The sequence below is a fragment of the Trichocoleus sp. AS-A1 genome (assembly GCF_039962015.1).
Taxonomy (GTDB): domain Bacteria; phylum Cyanobacteriota; class Cyanobacteriia; order Cyanobacteriales; family FACHB-T130; genus FACHB-T130.
This window is the reverse complement of record NZ_JAMPKG010000009.1, coordinates 117,456-134,378: the sequence shown is the minus strand read 5'-3', so window position 1 is coordinate 134,378 and position 16,923 is coordinate 117,456. Positions and strand designations below refer to the sequence as shown.

General features: G+C 49.7%; 14 protein-coding genes. 8 read left to right on the top strand and 6 right to left on the bottom strand.

Annotated elements, in window-relative coordinates; genetic code table 11:
- Positions 1 to 80 precede the first annotated feature (80 nt).
- On the top strand, positions 81 to 1,400 hold the full coding sequence (locus NC994_RS09435) for an MFS transporter (RefSeq protein WP_190432084.1): 1,320 nt from the start codon (positions 81 to 83) through the stop codon (positions 1,398 to 1,400).
- A 118-nt stretch (positions 1,401 to 1,518) separates the two neighbouring features.
- Here NC994_RS09435 and NC994_RS09430 read toward each other — a convergent pair whose 3' ends face one another.
- From NC994_RS09430 to ptsP, 3 genes are all read right to left on the bottom strand, one after another.
- Positions 1,519 to 2,793, bottom strand: coding sequence for a styrene monooxygenase/indole monooxygenase family protein (locus tag NC994_RS09430; protein WP_190432079.1), 1,275 nt, complete (start codon positions 2,791 to 2,793; stop codon positions 1,519 to 1,521).
- Between the two features lie 161 nt (positions 2,794 to 2,954).
- Complete coding sequence (locus NC994_RS09425) at positions 2,955 to 3,320, bottom strand: Lin0512 family protein (RefSeq protein ID WP_190432074.1); 366 nt, start codon at positions 3,318 to 3,320, stop codon at positions 2,955 to 2,957.
- A gap of 21 nt (positions 3,321 to 3,341) precedes the next feature.
- On the bottom strand, positions 3,342 to 5,846 hold the full coding sequence (gene ptsP, locus NC994_RS09420; protein WP_190432070.1) for a phosphoenolpyruvate--protein phosphotransferase: 2,505 nt from the start codon (positions 5,844 to 5,846) through the stop codon (positions 3,342 to 3,344).
- Positions 5,847 to 5,912: 66 nt separating this feature from the next.
- Here ptsP and NC994_RS09415 point away from each other — a divergent pair, with 66 nt between their 5' ends.
- Positions 5,913 to 6,584, top strand: coding sequence for a HEAT repeat domain-containing protein (locus NC994_RS09415; RefSeq protein ID WP_190415008.1), 672 nt, complete (start codon positions 5,913 to 5,915; stop codon positions 6,582 to 6,584).
- Positions 6,585 to 6,648: 64 nt separating this feature from the next.
- Here the strand turns inward: NC994_RS09415 and NC994_RS09410 are convergent, their stop codons facing one another.
- A complete protein-coding gene (locus tag NC994_RS09410; RefSeq protein ID WP_190415007.1) occupies positions 6,649 to 7,173 on the bottom strand; it encodes a hypothetical protein in 525 nt (174 codons plus the stop codon).
- A gap of 137 nt (positions 7,174 to 7,310) precedes the next feature.
- Between NC994_RS09410 and NC994_RS09405 the strand changes: the two genes are divergently transcribed.
- On the top strand, positions 7,311 to 7,871 hold the full coding sequence (locus tag NC994_RS09405) for a phycobiliprotein lyase (RefSeq protein WP_190432067.1): 561 nt from the start codon (positions 7,311 to 7,313) through the stop codon (positions 7,869 to 7,871).
- A 48-nt stretch (positions 7,872 to 7,919) separates the two neighbouring features.
- On the opposite strand, the gene NC994_RS09400 is transcribed toward NC994_RS09405, so the two are convergent.
- Positions 7,920 to 8,633, bottom strand: a complete 714-nt coding sequence (locus tag NC994_RS09400) for a hypothetical protein (protein WP_190432064.1) — start codon at positions 8,631 to 8,633, stop codon at positions 7,920 to 7,922.
- Positions 8,634 to 8,833: 200 nt separating this feature from the next.
- Positions 8,834 to 10,891, bottom strand: a complete 2,058-nt coding sequence (locus tag NC994_RS09395) for an S-layer homology domain-containing protein (RefSeq protein WP_190432062.1) — start codon at positions 10,889 to 10,891, stop codon at positions 8,834 to 8,836.
- 99 nt (positions 10,892 to 10,990) lie between these two features.
- On the opposite strand from NC994_RS09395, the gene NC994_RS09390 reads away from it, so the two are divergent.
- The 5 genes from NC994_RS09390 to purU all read left to right on the top strand — a co-directional run bounded on the left by NC994_RS09390 (position 10,991) and on the right by purU (position 16,911).
- A complete protein-coding gene (locus tag NC994_RS09390) occupies positions 10,991 to 12,043 on the top strand; it encodes an ABC transporter ATP-binding protein (protein ID WP_190432061.1) in 1,053 nt (350 codons plus the stop codon).
- Positions 12,044 to 12,847: an ABC transporter permease gene (locus tag NC994_RS09385; protein ID WP_190432058.1), complete on the top strand. Its 804-nt coding sequence runs from the start codon at positions 12,044 to 12,046 to the stop codon at positions 12,845 to 12,847.
- Between the two features lie 244 nt (positions 12,848 to 13,091).
- Positions 13,092 to 14,957, top strand: a complete 1,866-nt coding sequence (locus NC994_RS09380; protein WP_190432055.1) for a Gldg family protein — start codon at positions 13,092 to 13,094, stop codon at positions 14,955 to 14,957.
- On the top strand, positions 14,942 to 16,060 hold the full coding sequence (locus NC994_RS09375; protein ID WP_347275928.1) for a DUF4340 domain-containing protein: 1,119 nt from the start codon (positions 14,942 to 14,944) through the stop codon (positions 16,058 to 16,060). The genes NC994_RS09380 and NC994_RS09375 overlap by 16 nt, the downstream gene beginning before the upstream one ends.
- The gene (purU, locus tag NC994_RS09370) at positions 16,057 to 16,911 is read left to right on the top strand and encodes a formyltetrahydrofolate deformylase (protein WP_190432052.1); all 855 of its coding nucleotides are present in this window, start codon (positions 16,057 to 16,059) and stop codon (positions 16,909 to 16,911) included. Before NC994_RS09375 ends, purU begins: the two co-directional genes overlap by 4 nt.
- The last annotated feature ends 12 nt before the right edge of the window (positions 16,912 to 16,923 follow it).

Below are 16,923 nucleotides of genomic sequence, written 5' to 3'. Positions count from 1 at the left end.
CGCCCACAATCGATAAAACACTACATTCACCAATGGGAGGGATATTCTACTCGGATGGAAACCGCCTTAACAAAACTAATATGCGAACCTTCTTCATCATTTGGATCGGTCAGCTAGTCTCAACGATCGGTAGCTATATGACCAGTTTTGCCATCCAAATCTGGATGTGGGAACTGACTGGTCAGGCGACGGCACTTGCTTTAGTGGGTTTCTTTACCCTGGTGCCGAGTATCTTAATTACACCCATTGCTGGGCTAATTGTAGACCGCTGGAACCGCAAATTCCTGATGATGATTGGCGACACAGTGACAGCTTTGTGTACCCTGGTAATTCTTTGGCTGTACCTGACCAACCATTTGCAAATCTGGCATCTTTATGTGAGTGGCGCGGTTAGCGGTGCTTTTAGCGAAATTCAAGCGCTGGCGTATTCAGTATCGATTGCAATGCTGGTCCCTAAACAACATTACACCCGTGCTACCAGTCTGGATTCTGCGATTCATTACAGTTCGATTATTATTGCTCCCGCGCTGGCGGGTGTACTTTACTACACGATTGGATTTGCTGGGATCTCGCTCATCGATATCGTCACATTTGCGATCGCGATCGGCACCGTTCTCAAGATACATATCCCCCAACCCACAAGTAGCGAGACATCCTCTCACGATAAAGGGATCTTCCAGCCGATTATCTTCGGCTTCCAGTATATTCTGGTGCGTCCCGGTCTGCTCGCCATTGTAGTCGCGGCGTCCTTGTTCTGGTTTGCCCACGATCTGGGCGCTGCCTTGTATGCACCGATGATTTTGGCACGCACGGGAAATGATGCCAGGGTCTTAGGCAGCATCGGTTCAGCAGCCGGATTCGGTGGGGTAACGGGAGCGTTTCTTTTGAGTGCCTGGGGCGGTTCTAAGCGGCGCATCCACGGCTTTTTACTGGCAATGGTGGGGGCGGGTCTGAGTAAAACCGTCTTTGGGTTGGGTCAGATGCCAATGATTTGGCTTCCTGCTCAGTTCTGCTCATCGCTGAATTTTCCCTTATTGAGCAGTTCCAACACAGCAATCTTGCTCAGCAAGGTAAGACCGGATGTGCAAGGACGGGTTTTCGCTGCCCGATCGGCAATTAAGCAAGTTGTTAGCGCGATCGCTCTATTAATCGCTGGGCCACTTGCCGACCACGTTTTTGAACCAGCGATGATGCCAGGAGGTGTTCTTGCACCCATCCTCGGCAGGCTATTCGGCACGGGATCGGGTGCAGGGATGGCGCTTTTGTATGTCATCACTTCCATCAGCTTATTGCTGATTGGTTTGGGTGGGTATGGCTTCCGCGTGTTGCGCGACGTGGAAATCAGCTTACCTGACCATGATGTTGAGCCAGAAGTTGAGGACTCCAGATGCGGAGGCTGAGGGTGAGGTTTTTTAGGTGCAAGCCAGGTAAGCGGAAGCGGTTAATGAACGCTTCCGCTCTCAGTATTGCTGCATTATTAGAACTTGTGGCGCTAGTCGCTAGCTGTTTACCTCAGCGCTACCCAGCGATCGGCGCTACTGGTCGCTCTTCCGGTTCTATCGAATTCAGCAACGTCTTCTTAGCTAAATATTTTTTACTTTCTTCAGGATCGAAAAACCACGGAGACAGATTGGGTGGATTGTTGATGCCATTCAAGTAATCCCTGGCAACTTCTGGATTTTGAGCCATTGCGATCGCAATCTCTTGCAGATGAGCTGGAGGCGTCAACAAGCAATCCGTTAAGGCGTGCCCATGCTGACAATATTGCCAGAATTCATCGAAGACTTCCTGCATCCATGACTCATCAAAGCGTTGGTTGCCATGTTCGACAATCCGTTGCGCGACCAGATGTGCCATCTTCGTCGCGTTATTCGCTCCCTGCGCTCCAACGGGATCGTGCAAAATCACTGTATCGCCAATCCCCATCACCGTTGCACCTGATGGCAAACGACCAATCGGCTTACGCACAGTCGGTGTAATTGCCCCACGAACCCATGCTTGCTCGTCGATCAATTCCATATCCTTGACTGTTTCGTAGTTCCACGGGGTCAATTCTTGGATGACTTGTTTGCTGAGTTCCACTAATTCTTGACCGGATTGCACCTGGCAAAACCGATCCATTGCTCCACCAGGGTAGGCTTCAAAGGCAACAGTGTAAGCGGAATCTTTGCTGTTGGTATAAAACGGAAACTGGAGCATCTCTCCAGCGCCGGGTATATTACTGACCTGAAAGGTGCGTCCCTTCATCGGATCTCCCTTCAGTCCGGTGTAAATTCCGCCAGCTAAATGGCGCTTTGGCTGGTCGTATTGGGATTTTTGCTCGTCCCGCTCAAACAAGGTCGAGAAGGAGCCACGACCAGCAGATACCACGACCAGATCGTAGTTTTGAGCAGACTCCTCTAAGTCCTGTAACGTCATTGCCTGAACAACTAATTCGCCGCCTCTGCGGACAAACTCCTGCATCCAAACGGATATTTTGAGGCGTTGATCCACACCTCGCCAGGGCTTTTCTAGAGTGGAGGAGACAACTAAGGCAACATTGCCCTGTGGGTCGCACAGGTTGTTATGAAATTGGTCGCAACCCAGAAACTGCTCATCCCAGAAATTGAGTCCCAGGTCACGCTCAAGTTGTAGCGCATCTGGAAACAACAATGGCATTGCCATGATTTTGCCATTGAGGATAGCTTCTGGCGTGCGATCGCTAAATAGAGTCACTGCATAGCCTGCATCCACCAGACTAATGCCTAAGTAAAGACCCGCTTGGCCAGCACCAATAATCGCAATTCGTTTCATGGGAGATCCTCCGAAGTTGAGTAGTTCTAGGTTTAAATGGCGATCGCTTTCAAAGAGAACTCAGCAAGTTACTTTAATAAATTAGCCGATACGAATCTATCTAATATCGGGACGCAGGCTTCCAAAACGAAGCGTGGCAAACGCTTCCACTTCCTACGCAACTAATCGGTTTCCACCAAAACGGTAACAGCCGCAACCGCGATGAGCATTTCGTCATTCTTATCATTGAGTGAGGCAATTGCTCGACCTTGAACGACCATTCCGCCAGACTCAACAGTGAGAGTTTTGCGCCCAAAAGGTAATACAGCTAACACCTCCGCTTCTCGTACTTGCTCTGGGTAAGGCACTGCCACCTGTACTTCAACAATCATTTGGTCGGGGTCGCTTAAACCTGCAACTTCCCAGACACCCGGTAGAGCATTGTGGGCGATCGCATTCCTGACAGCTCTGGCTGCGGCGACAGTCGGTTCCTGTCCGTGCTGATCGATTCCCATCCCCATCTCGATAATTAAGCGTTTACGAGCCACCGTTACTCCTCTGACAACACTTTATGTTTTCAACTGACCTGCAATATATTCTCTGACTTCTTTGGCTGAATCTAGCTGCAAGACAGCAGATGCGATCGCTTCCGCTTCATCCATCCTCAACTTTGAAATTGCTGCTTTTACTGTAGAAATGGCTGGGGAGTTCATACTGAATTCATCAACGCCCAATCCGACTAAAATAGGTGTCGCTAACTCTGATGAAGCTAATTCGCCGCACACTCCCACCCAAATCCCAGCATGATGAGCAGCGGTAACAGTTTGCTGAATCATTCGCAGCACTGCTGGTTCAAAAGCATCAGCCAGAGTAGCCACTTTGGGATTTGTGCGATCGCTTGCCATGACATACTGACTTAAATCATTGGTGCCAATACTAAAAAAATCTACCTCTGCGGCTAGTTTGTCAGCCATTGTCACCGCTGCTGGCACTTCCACCATGATTCCGACTTCCATTGCTTCATCAAAACTCATCCCCAAAGAGCGCAATTCTGTCTTAGCGGCGGCTAAAATCTCTTCGGCGGCGCGGATTTCTCTCACGGATGCCACCATCGGAAACATGACCTTAATAGGGTGTTTGTGACTGGCGCGTAAAATTGCCCGTAGCTGAGTTTTCAGTAAATCTGGGGAATCCAGTAAATAGCGAATTCCCCGCCATCCTAGGAAGGGATTGGCTTCTGGTGGCAAGTTTAGGTAGGGGAGGGGTTTGTCCCCGCCAATATCGAGAGTGCGAATAATCAGGGGATGGGGGGATAGGATGGATGCGATCGCTTCATACGCTTCTCGTTGTTCTTCCTCAGTCGGGATGCTGACTCGATCGAAATACAAAAATTCACTCCGCAGCAATCCCACCCCTTCTGCACCCGTATTTACAGCAATTTTGGCCTCTTGTATTGTCAAAATATTTGCCATCACCTTAATTTGATGTCCATCGTGGGTGATAGCGGGTTGCTGTGCAGCAGCTTGTAAGGCTTGTTGTTGCGCCTGCTGGCGATTGCGTTTTGCTTGTAATTCTTGCAACTGCGTGTCGTCTGGTTGCACCCACACCTCGCCAGTTTCCCCATCCAAGGCGATGAGAGTGCCATTCTGCAAGCGCAGCAACTCAGCACCCACGCCTACAACCGCCGGAATGCCGAGCGATCGCGCTAAAATTCCACTGTGAGAAGTCGCACCGCCAGCAACCGTACAAATTCCCAAAACTTTGCCGGGATCTAATTGTGCCGTTTCCGAAGGAGTCAAGTCAGTTGCAACCAAAATCCCTGGTTCTGGCAAATTTATAGAAGCGGGTGCTGTACCTGTAAGCGATCGCATCACTCGCTGTCCCACGTCAAAGACATCAGCGGCGCGTGCTTGTAAGTACGAGTCTGGCAACGTTTCGTAAGCTGCAACTGTCTCATCGATGACAGTCTTCCAAGCTGCGGCGGCACTAAAATTCCGATCGAAAATCAGCTGGCGCGTGCGATCGATTACAAAGGGATCTTCTAAGCAAAGCAAATGAGCATCAAAAATCGCCGCTTGTGCTTCTCCCGCCGAAGCAGATATTTGGTGGCGGAGGGTTTGAATCTGATGACGAGTTTGCTCGATTGCTGTCTGTAACTGTTGCCATTCCGCTTCGGGATTGTCTGCTTGCTGTTGTACGTTGAGAACGGTGGGTTGATAGATCGCAATATTGCCGATGGCAATACCCGCAGAGGCAGGAATCCCAGAAAACTGAGAATTGGAAATAGGGAATTGGGGTTGCTCCGGAAGCGGGGTTTCCCCACCCCGAACCTCCGCGACTGATTCCCCGAAGTTGGCTTCTACTAACTGTTGCAAGGCTGCTAAGGCGGCTTGGGCATCCGCTCCAGAGGCTGCGATCGCTATCTCATTCCCTTGGCGGATGACCAGCGTAACGACTTGATTGATGCTTTTAGCATTGACCGATCCGCTGCTAGATGTGATGTTTTGTAACGTAATCTCAGATTGAAACTGGGAAGCGGTAGCAACAAATTTGGCAGCCGGACGGGCGTGCAAACCCATCTGATTTCGGACGGTGAGATGGATTACCTGACTTTGGGCACTTATTGGGGCACTGACCAATGCCCCGGCGGACTCCGAAGGATTAATACCGGATAACTGGGAGGCTTTCGCTGCTAATGCTCCTCGTGCTTCGCGGATGACTTGCTCAATATTTGCACCGGATGCTGCTGTTACCGCTGCGGCGATCGCTCCCTCTACCAGCGGTGCCTCACAGAGTCTCACCGGATGCCGCCGTTCTTCTGGCAGAAACTCCAATGCCATTTCCGCACTCAGTACAGCACTCCCCAAATCCATCAAGATGAGGACGCCATCCTCACTGTAAACCGACTCAATCGCTTGATAAACCTGCATTACATCCGTACCAAAGGGATTTTCCGGATCGTCAATTCCTGCGGCTAGAGCCAGCGACACGGCACCTTGAACCATTTGCTGCACTAACGCTTGCACTCCCTCTGCCAGCTTTTGACTATGCGATACGATGACAATTCCTACCATCTCTCCACCACTTCCTGAGATAACTCGCTCAATTATGTTAAGATTTATTAAAGAGCTTAGGATTTTATGACTCATCCCAGCTTAGAAAATATTGGTGCCCAGCTAGAAAGTCCGAATTCACGCGATCGCATGTTGGCGCTTGCCTCTTTGCGTGAAGTATCGGCAGATGACGCTGTACCCCTGATCAAAAAGGTTTTAGACGACGAAAACCTGCAAATTCGCTCAATGGCGGTGTTTGCACTGGGTCTTAAACCGACCGAAGAATGCTTTCCGATTCTCGTGAAATTGCTAGAAACTGACCCCGACTACGGGATTCGCGCCGACGCCGCTGGTGCCTTAGGTTACCTGTGCGATATCAGAGGATTTGAACCCTTGGTGCGGGCGTTCTACGAAGATACCGATTGGCTGGTGCGTTTCAGCGCCGCCGTTAGTTTGGGCAATTTAAAAGATCCCCGCGCTTTCGACGTACTGGTTCGGGCATTAGATAGCGAAGAAGTCGTGTTGCAACAGGCAGCGATCGCGGCACTCGGTGAAATTAAAGCAGTAGGAGCCGTCGATCAAATTCTCCGCTTTGCCCAAGCTGAGGATTGGCTTGTCCGTCAGCGGCTTGCCGAAGCCCTAGGACACTTGCCCAGCGCCAAGAGTATCTCCGCGCTCAATTACCTGGAAAAAGACCGTCATCCCCACGTTGCTACCGCTGCCACCATCTCCCTGAAGCGGCTATCTGAAAACAATTAAAAATTAGAAATTAAAAATGGGGGATTCTCCATTTTTAATTTTTAATGGGAACATTTTTAATTGCTTACAGCCAGTGAGCGACGGAAAACAAGCCATCTTCTACCTGAATATGCTCCACACCGCGCATCTTGACGATGGGCTGACCCTGATAAGATACGCAAAGCCAACCACCGATGACGAAATCAACCGTAATCTCATTCGAGAAGATTTCGTCTAATCGCAGGATATCAATTCCCGACTCATCCTCAATGGTGTCAAAACCATCGCCGGGAGCGTAAATATAGACATCATTGCCGGGACCGCCATCTAAGCGATCGTCCCCTTCGCCGCCAACCAAGACATCGTCGCCGTTGCCTCCGAATAAGCGATCGCGCTCCGAACCCCCCAGTAAAAAGTCATCCCCACCTTCGCCATACAGGGAATCCTCGTCCTCTCCCCCTTGAATCAGGTCATTTCCTTGCCCACCGTGGATGATATCGTTGCCTGACTTGCCAACCAGGGTATCGTCGCCAGCATACCCAAAAATAACATCGTCGCACTGGGTAGCTTCAATGTAGTCATCGCTGGGAGTGCCATGAATTCTAGACATGATGCAGGTTTACTCATCCGAAAACTCTTTAACCTTTTATAAAGTAGAGGTCAGCGGTTATCACTCTCTCTAGCGACTGGTCAATCTAAGATATTGAAAGTGATGTTAAAAATTATTAGTCCAGAAGAGTTTGATTCATGGATATTCAAGAGTTTTTCCAGCTGAGTGCAGGCAAATGGTTTTCCCAGCGGACTAGTCACCATCTGGCTTTCAAGCAAGCAGAAAGTGGCAAGTCAGACATCAAGATCGAGATGCTCTCGGCAGAAGATCCGGAAGTGATCAAGCTCTGCGAACAGTACGAAGTTGACCCAGGCTTAGCTTGGGGAGGCGCTCGCGTTAGCTGGGATGGCACGATGGAGTGGGATCAAGAAAAGCACGCGGGTTCTAGCGTTCTCGTTCCGATTCCCGATCCAGAGAAGCCGAATGAAGGTCAGTTGCTGCGCGACATGGGCTATGCCGAAAAAGCATCGGTCGCCGGTCGCTATGTCATCGGTAGCGATAATTCATTCACGCTGATTACCGAGTATGAAACGATGTACTCGGAAGAACGCATCTGGTTTGCTAGCGAAAACTTGCGGCTACGAGCCAGCATTTTAAAGCGATTTGGCGGCTTCTCAATGGCTTCTTTTTGCTCGGAAATTCGCATGGGCGTCGCAAAGCCACAAGAAAAAGCTGCTGACACCGTCGCCAACACTTAAAAATTAAAAATGAGGATTGTTCATTTTTAATTTTCCGTTTTCAAGGGCTTAAGTCTCTTCATCACTCTGGGCAACGGCTTTGAGTTTTTGGTAAAACTCAGAATCATCTGCCGTTGGGATGAATTGGTGTATTGGTCGCTTGCTGACATCCCAGCGCGACCAATTTGCTTGATAATTTTTGTGGTTAGAACGCAGCGCAAGGCTGGCGTTGGCGTCTTCTGAATTGGCAACGTCCCTAGGGTTGTCCGTGTTTGTCGGTTCTGACAGGACGGAAGCAGCAGCCTCCTCTGGGGACGGCGTCTGGGCGATCGCAATTGAGTGGGCGATCGCGATCGCCTCGTCACTGACGCCCACAGATGCTTCCGTTGAGGATGCATAAACTGGATTTATCGCGTCTTTCGCCTTGACTCGTTCTAAACTTGGCTCAGGGTTAGACGCTAAGGTTGCTGGTAGCGGATCGGCTGCTTCCGTCAAATTTTGGGGAAAATTGCGGCAAACTAAGCGCTCAAAATCATAGTTAAAGTGATACAGGGCTTGACCGCGCCGAGACCAGAAATTTAAGATTTGCTCGACAGAAATCGCTTTGTAACGTCCCTGATAAAGCGCCTCAATCACGGCTAGAGGCACCCAGTCGGCACCAAAGTCGCGAACCCAATGGGCTACCAATTCCTCAGCCGTGTAACCCCTAATCAGTTCAAAACAATAGTAAAGAAGCAGCGTTGTTGCGTAGGCAGTAGCTGAGTCTTGTGTTGACTCTGTCATCAGAAGTTAACTTGGCAGACCAGAAATAATATTAATCGCAGATTAGCGTTTAGCTGTCATCGGTCATTAGTCAGTGGTGATATTTATATCTTGCACTCTCAGCACTCGTTCAGGAGAAGTATTGGACAAAAAGGGCATTTGCCTACGGGCGATATATTTATTGCGATCGCCCAAGATTTTTTGTCCGAAGGCGAAAGCCCCTAGGAAGCAGGCAATCGCCCAGCGGCAACTAATGCCTGATAAACCATAGCAGCTGCCTCGGCTCGTGTGGCTTCTCGATTTGGGTTGAGTTGTGCGGGTGCCGGGTGGTTCACAATGATACCTCTTTGTGTAGCAGCAGCAACAGCAGGGCGGGCATAGGCGGGAATCGCTGCGCGATCTTCGTACTTGTCTAAGAGTTTTTCATCCCCAGAGGCAAAGCCCAATCCACTCACCAGAGAGACAATCAGCTGGACTCTCAGAACCGGCTGCTGAGGGCGGAAGGTTTGGTCGGGAAATCCGGTAATGAAGCCACCGCTATAAGCTTGTTGAATCACCGCCTGCGCCCAGAAAGTCGGGGGGATATCGGTAAACTGAATGGCTGGGCGTTTGGAAGTGGGGTTAAAGGCTTTAACTAATAAAGCCGCGAATCCCGCCCGATTGAGTCGATCGTCTGGCTTGAAAGTGCCATCGGCAAAGCCACCCAGCAGGTTTTGATTTGCCAATCCTCGAATAGAATTCTCTGCCCAGTGTCCCTGAATGTCGCTGAAGCTGGGAAGGGAGGAGTCGGGATTCACTTCCGGATTGACAATATAGGGAGAAGCGATCGCCTTGACTTCCCCAGTGGTGACTAATGCCTGATAGATGAGTGCGGCAACTTCGGCGCGGGTAATGTCTCGCATCGGTTCGAGTTGTTGAACTTGGGGATAATTCACCACCATGCGCCTCGTGGTGGCAACAGCGACGGCATCTGTGGCGTAGCTGGGAATTTGAGCGCGATCGCCATAAACTCCCAAGACGCTAGAATTGCCCCCCGTAAGTGCCAAACCACTGACTAAAGATGCGATCGCCTGTACCCGCGTTAGATTTTGCCCCGGTCGAAATGTGTTATCTGGAAACCCAGAGATAAAACCCATCGATGCCGCCTTCGCGATCGCCCCCGCCGCCCAAAAATCTGCTGGAATATCCTTGAAACTGCTCTGATTTCCCGGTCGTGGCGGCAAGTTAAAGGTTTTCGCGATCGCTGCGGCATATTGGGCGCGAGTCATTGCCGCTTCTGGCTGAAACGTCCCATCCGGAAAGCCACTCATCAGATTTTTCGCCACTAGCGCCTGAATAAACGCTTCCGCCCAATAACCGGCAACATCGCTAAACTGGGCGGGTCCCATTGTAAAAGTAGCGGCAACCGTCGCCGCCACAAATTCCACCGTTCCCTGCACCCGCACTGGATTCAGCTGATTTCCCGCTGAGACGACCGCGAATCGCGTCAGATTTTGCAGATCGACTTCCCCGTTATCCCGCAAAATATTACCCGCTGGCTCTTGACGGCTCCCTAGCTGTGGTTTTGCCCCATCATTGATAATTAGCCCCGCTTGTGTATTTTTCTCAATGAAATTGCGACGCAGCACTGGGGTCGCGTCACGAGACAGAAAAATCCCCGCCCGATTCGCAAAAATCTTATTATCGGTAATTAGGGGAGCCGCTTGATCTCCAATCAAAATTCCGTAACCCGTTCTCTCTGCCACATTCCGACGCACTTCCCCCTTGGCATTGCGGACGAGAGAAAGACCTGTGGAGGCATTTTGGGTAAATACATTATCTAAAATTGCCGGTTTCGCAGTACCCGTGACAAAGACGCCATCGCGACTGCAACTGGTAAAGGTATTATTCGCCAGCCTTGGCGATGTTGATTCTATCCAAACCCCTGTCCCCTTTGCCCCCCGATTCGTCACTGAGACTCCCCGCAGTTGGGCATCCGTTTCCAGCCGCAGGGTAATATTTTGGGAGCCAAAGCTTGGGCTAATATATTCCCCACTGCCTTCGATTTGAATTCCCTTGCCTTTGCTGGATTCATTCCCTACCACCGTTACCCCAGCCGGGATTACCAGAGGAAATACTTCTCCCCCTGCCGCATTGTAAATCCCAGATGCCAACTGAATCGAAGTTCCGGCTTGAGCCTGCTTCAGGGCACGAGTCAGCGTCTTCAGTGGGGCAGATGAGTTCCCGACACTGTTATCTTTGCCAGTTGCTGGGTTGACATAAAGCATTGGTTGACCCATAAAGTAAAGAGTTTTGAATTTAGTCCTTTGTCATTTGTCCTTAGTTGTTTGCTTTTGACCAATGACCAATAACCAATGACCAATGACCGATGACCCATAATGATCGAAGTTGAAAATTTAAGCAAAATCTATGGCGCGACCCCAGCCATTCAGGATGTCACCTTTAATGTGGAACCTGGGGAAATTTTGGGCTTTTTGGGGCCGAATGGTGCCGGAAAAACGACAACCATGCGGATTTTGGCGGGATATCTACCCGCTTCCAGCGGGACTGCCCGGATTGCTGGGTACGATGTGCATGAAGATTTAATGGCGGTACGGCGGCGGATTGGATATTTACCGGAGACGCCACCTTTGTATCCTGACATGAGCGTGGAGGGATTTTTGCATTTTGTGGCGCGGCTGAAGGGGGTTCCCGGACGCGATCGCAAATCCCAAGTAAATTCAGCAATGGAACGCTGCAACCTCACCGAAAAGCGCAAGGTACTCATCCACAAGCTTTCAAAAGGCTTTCGCCAACGGGTTGGCATTGCCCAAGCGATCGTCCACGACCCACCTGCGATTATCTTAGATGAACCCACGGTTGGTCTCGACCCTCGGCAAATTATCGAGGTTCGCAACTTAATTAAAAGCCTTGCCGGTAGCCACACAATCATTCTCTCTACCCATATTTTGCCGGAAGTTAGTATGACTTGCAGCCGAGTAGCAATTATCAATCGCGGTCGGCTTGTGGCAACGAATAGCCCGGAAAATCTAGTCGCACAGCTAGCGGGCGGATCGGGCTATGAGTTGGAAATCGACGGGGATGTAGAAGCTGTGCAACATATGCTCTTAGTTTTGCCCGGAGTTCGTTTTGTCGAATCCATCCCCAGCCAGGAATTACCGCGCAATCGCACTCTTATCCGTGTAGTATCAGAACCGGGTACAGAACCGGCGCGTGATATTGCTGCGGTTTTAATTGGGGCGGGGGTGGCATTGTATGAAATGCGACGCACTCGCGCTAGTCTTGAGGACGTGTTTATCGAACTGACAACCCAAGAAAAGGTCGTCGATATGGATACGGATGAAACCGATGGCAATGGGACATCCCCTCCCTCGCCAGCAGAAGCTACTGCCATCGTTGCCACAGATGAGCAATCTGGAGGAGTTGAATAAATGGGCGTAATTATTAGTAATATTTTGGCGATTTATCGCAAGGAATTGCAGGGCTATTTTGCTTCGCCGCTAGCATATATCGTCGCGGGTGCTTTCTGGTTTTTAGCGGGATTATTCTTCCTCACTGCATTGCAAAGTGAGAGCGATCGCGCTTTGGATATTTATTTTCAAGGGCAGCAAATCGGCGCACCCGTTCCCCCCATCGATGTCGCCTATAACACCCTCCAAAGCTTTCTTGGGGCAATGTTCTTTTTATCGTTATTTATTCTGCCCATTCTCTCAATGGGGCTGTATTCCGAGGAACGCAAGCGAGGGACTTTAGAGCTATTAGCCACTTCGCCAGTCACCAACTGGGCGGTGGCGGTGGGTAAATTGTTGGGGGTAGTGACATTTTTTATCACAATGGTGCTGCCGTTACTGGCATACGAAGCGATCGCTTTTAATGCATCAAGCCCACCCCTACCCCCGGCGGTGCCGCTATTGGGTCATGCAGCATTAATCTTGGTTGCCGCCGCGATTCTTAGCTTGGGAATGTTTATTTCTTCCCTCACCGAAAGCACAATTTTGGCAGCAATTCTTACCTTTGTGCTAATTTTATGCTTCTCGCTGATCGAGCTTTTAGCGAAACTGACCGGCGGCGTGTTAGGAGAGGCATGGAATCATTTATCTTTAGTCAAACATTACAACACCCTAGTACAAGGTGTGGTTGATACCAGCAGTTTGATTATGTTTGCAAGCTACATTCTCTTAGGCGTGTTTCTGACTGCTCAATCTATCGATGCCTTGCGCTATCAGCGTTCTTAAATTTACGAATGGCGAATCGCGAATGGAGTGGTTGCGATGAGAAGACCGAATGCGTGAGATGCAAGTAGCCCACACCTAAAAGGGTGGGGCTTGCGCCTACAAAGACCGCCTTCGAGGTTTCCTGCATCTCGATTGAACAGATCGACACCCGCAAACCTATCATTGATGAACTGTTACCTAAGCTAAACACTTACCTAAAATCTATTGGCAGCAATTACCAATTACCAATTACTGATTAGCCAACATGAAAACCATTAATTGGAAGTATTTAAAATATCTCTTTTTGCTTGGCCCAGTTCTAACAATTACGGGTCTAGTCGCTGGATTGGTATCCAGTAGCTGGGGTTCTGTGCCCGTAGGTTTAATCGTTGCTGGAATTGTAATTATTGGGTTATGGCTGCTATCTTTGGGCGGTTCGCCAAATGGCTTTTGGGGACGCCGGTCAACTCAGGCGGGAACCAATGCTCTAGCAGCAACGCTGGCGGTTTTGGTGATTTTGGGGCTGATTAATTTTCTGGGTGTTCGCCGTGTTGTGCGAGTGGATTTAACGGAAAATCAGCTATTTACCCTTGCCCCCCAGTCGCAGCAATTAGTGCAAAATTTATCGCAGCCAGTCAAGTTGTGGGTATTTGAAGAAAATCCGAATCCTCAAGACCAACAATTGCTGGAAAATTACCGACGATATGGCTCTCAATTTAGTTTTGAATTTGTCGATCCGCAACTGCGACCCGGACTGGCTCAAAGGTTTAACCTAAAATCTCTAGGGGAAGTTTATCTGGAATCGGAGGGACGACGAAAGCTCATCCAGACAGTGAATCCGCAGCGCGGGGAGAGCCTTTCAGAAACAGTGGTGACGAATGCGATCGCCCAAATTACGAGCGATCGCGTTGGCAAGGTTTACTTCCTCCAAGGTCACGGCGAACGGCCCTTACAAGCGGCGCAAGGAAGCATCTCTCAGGCGGTGACTAGCCTGGGAGAGAAAAGCTACACCACTCAACCCCTAGATTTGGCGAAAACTCCAGGAATCCCCCAAGATGCTGACCTCATCGTCATTGCTGGCCCCAAACGGGCGCTGTTTGCGGCTGAAATCACCGCTTTGAGCGATTACCTGAAGCGCGGCGGTAGGCTACTGGTGATGGTAGACCGGAATACCAATCCCGGTCTGGATAACTTGCTCAAAGATTGGGGCGTGAGGCTGGATAATCGTCTTGCCATTGACTTGTCCGGCGGTCAGGCGGGACTGAGTCCAGCGGTGATTATGGTTACGCGCTACGGTCAACATCCGATTACGAAAGATTTTCAGGATGGTCGTTCTTTCTACCCGTTTGCACGACCGATTGAAGTCACTCCCATCGCCGGTATCCAGGCGACGCCTTTGCTGGTGACAAATGACCAGAGTTGGGCTGAAAGCAATCCCGAAAGCGATCGCTTGCAGTTTGATCCCGAAAGCGATCGCCAAGGGCCTTTAATTCTCGGCGTCGCCCTAAGTCGCGTCTATCCTCCCCAAAGTGTGTCTGCACCATCCCCAACTCCAACAGCAACTCCAGGGGCGACTCCAGGAGCAACCGCTAGCCCCACCCCCAGTGCGTCCCCAAGCCCAACAGCGACGACATCAGCTTCTCCCAGCCCAACCGCAACTGCTAGCCCCAGCCCGTCCCCAACTCCAACGGCGACGACATCAGCTTCTCCCAGCCCAACCGCAACTGCTAGCCCTAGCGCGTCCCCAACTCCAACGGCGACGACATCAGCTTCTCCCAGCCCAACCGCAACTGCTAGCCCTAGCGCGTCCCCAAGCCCAACCAACTCACCGGCAAAGACGGCAAATGCTGACCAAAAACCAGCAGAATCCCGTCTAGTTGTCCTCGGTAATTCTGATTTTGCTAGCGATGGTTTATTTGAGCAGCAACTAAATGGAGATGTCTTTCTCAACTCCGTCAGCTGGTTAAGCAAACAGGATGAGCAACTTTTATCCATCCGTCCCAAAGAAGTAAAAGACCGTCGCATCAACTTGTCCCAAGACCAAGCCAATCTAGTGGGTTGGATAGCTGTGTTGATTATGCCCTTAATCGGGTTCCTTACAGCCGGACTGGTTTGGTGGTTCAGACGTTAGTAATTTCAGATTTTGGATTTAATCTAAAATCAACTCGCGTGTTGATTATGAAGCTAAAACGAACAACTTGGATTCTGATACTATTGGCGCTGAGTTTGGGGGGATTCGTTTATTTTTATGAAATTAAAGGTGCCCCCCAGCGAGAAGCAGCACAGGCAAAACAAAAGGAAATCTTTTCTTTTGAAAAAGACCAGATACAGGCTTTGACAGTTAAAAGTCAGGAACAAACGTTGAAGTTTGAGCGAGTCACGCAGGAAGCTGTGGACAAGACGAGTATTTCTCAATGGCAGATGAAATCGCCCAGCGACGTCCCAGCCAGCGATCCATCTGTTTCATACCTGCTAAATTTACTGGTAGATGGCAAGAGCGATCGCACCCTCTCCATCTTCCCTAACCAGCTACAAGAATATGGACTCGACAAACCCCAAGCGACGGTAGAAGTAAGGCTAAATAATCAGCAAACTCATCAGATAATTTTGGGTAAGCCTAACTTCAATAGTAGTTTCTTGTATGCTCAAGTTGACCCCCCTGCACAGACCCCTCAGCAGCTAGAGGTGCTTTTAGTCCCGATAGACTTTGAGTATGGTGTAAAACGTCCTCTGTCAGAATGGAAAGCCAAGGAAGCGGTTCAAAAAAATAGTCCGGATAAAACCTCTGACAAAGCAACACCCTCTCAGTCACCTCAGCCGAGTCCGTCTTCTTCTCCAGCAAGTAAAAAAGATACTTCCGGCAAAAATTCAGACAAAGCAACACCCTCTCAGTCACCTCAGCCGAGTCCTTCTCCTTCCCCGGAAATTAAGAAAGATACTTCCGGCAAAAATTCAGACAAAGCAACACCCTCTCAGTCAAATAAACCTAGTCCCTCCCCCTCTCCAAAAACTACTAAAAACCAGCCTGCTGAAAAAGCAACACCGTCTAAGTCAGATAAGCCGAGTCCTTCTCCTTCCCCAGCAAGTCAGAAAGATACTTTAGACAAAAAACCAGACAAAGCAATACCCGCTAAGTCACCTCAGCCCAGCCCCTCTCCTTCACCAAAAAATAGTAAAACTGAGACTTTAAAAACCGAAAAGTCACCTCAGCCTAGCCCCTCTCCCTCACCATGAACAGCCCCACCGCAACGCTGCTAGTTTCCTGCCCCGATCGACGAGGATTGGTGGCAAAAATTGCTAATTTTATCTACGCTAATGGCGGTAATATTATTCATGCCGATCAGCACACCGATTTTGCGGCTGGGTTATTTCTCACCCGAATTGAGTGGCAGTTAGAAGATTTTAATCTACCGCGTGAGTTGATTGGCCCAGCATTTAACGCGATCGCGCAACCTTTACAAGCCAACTGGCAGCTGCACTTTTCCGACACAGTACCCCGTATTGCCATCTGGGTAAGCAAACAAGATCATTGTCTCTTTGACCTAATTTGGCGTCATAGAGCAAAAGAATTCTCCGCCGAAATTCCACTAATTATCAGCAACCATCCCGATTTACAAGATGTAGCCGCTCAATTTGACATCGACTATCATCACATTCCGATTACCAAAGAAACAAAATCACAGCAGGAAGCCAAACAATTAGAATTACTGCGGCAATACAACATTGATTTACTTGTGCTGGCAAAATATATGCAAATCGTCAGCCCTGATTTTATTAGTCAATTTCCGCAAATTATTAATATTCATCACTCATTCTTACCTGCATTTGTAGGAGCTAATCCCTATCACAAAGCCTACGAACGCGGCGTCAAAATTATCGGTGCAACGGCTCACTATGTCACCGCCGACTTGGATGCAGGCCCCATTATTGAGCAAGATGTAGTGCGAGTCAGCCACCGAGATGAGGTTGACGATTTGATTCGCAAAGGCAAAGATTTAGAGCGAGTGGTATTAGCGAGAGCGGTGCGATCGCATTTGCGAAATCGCGTGCTGGTATACGGGAATCGCACAGTAGTCTTTGAGTAAGCAATATCTTAC

Coding starts and splice junctions, on each gene's coding strand:
- NC994_RS09435 (WP_190432084.1), top strand. CDS start 81: ATGCGAACCTTCTTCATCATTTGGATCGGTCAGCTAGTCTCAACGATC.
- NC994_RS09430 (WP_190432079.1), bottom strand. CDS start 2,793: ATGAAACGAATTGCGATTATTGGTGCTGGCCAAGCGGGTCTTTACTTA.
- ptsP (WP_190432070.1), bottom strand. CDS start 5,846: ATGGTAGGAATTGTCATCGTATCGCATAGTCAAAAGCTGGCAGAGGGA.
- NC994_RS09415 (WP_190415008.1), top strand. CDS start 5,913: ATGACTCATCCCAGCTTAGAAAATATTGGTGCCCAGCTAGAAAGTCCG.
- NC994_RS09410 (WP_190415007.1), bottom strand. CDS start 7,173: ATGTCTAGAATTCATGGCACTCCCAGCGATGACTACATTGAAGCTACC.
- NC994_RS09405 (WP_190432067.1), top strand. CDS start 7,311: ATGGATATTCAAGAGTTTTTCCAGCTGAGTGCAGGCAAATGGTTTTCC.
- NC994_RS09400 (WP_190432064.1), bottom strand. CDS start 8,633: ATGACAGAGTCAACACAAGACTCAGCTACTGCCTACGCAACAACGCTG.
- NC994_RS09395 (WP_190432062.1), bottom strand. CDS start 10,891: ATGGGTCAACCAATGCTTTATGTCAACCCAGCAACTGGCAAAGATAAC.
- NC994_RS09390 (WP_190432061.1), top strand. CDS start 10,991: ATGATCGAAGTTGAAAATTTAAGCAAAATCTATGGCGCGACCCCAGCC.
- NC994_RS09385 (WP_190432058.1), top strand. CDS start 12,044: ATGGGCGTAATTATTAGTAATATTTTGGCGATTTATCGCAAGGAATTG.
- NC994_RS09380 (WP_190432055.1), top strand. CDS start 13,092: ATGAAAACCATTAATTGGAAGTATTTAAAATATCTCTTTTTGCTTGGC.
- purU (WP_190432052.1), top strand. CDS start 16,057: ATGAACAGCCCCACCGCAACGCTGCTAGTTTCCTGCCCCGATCGACGA.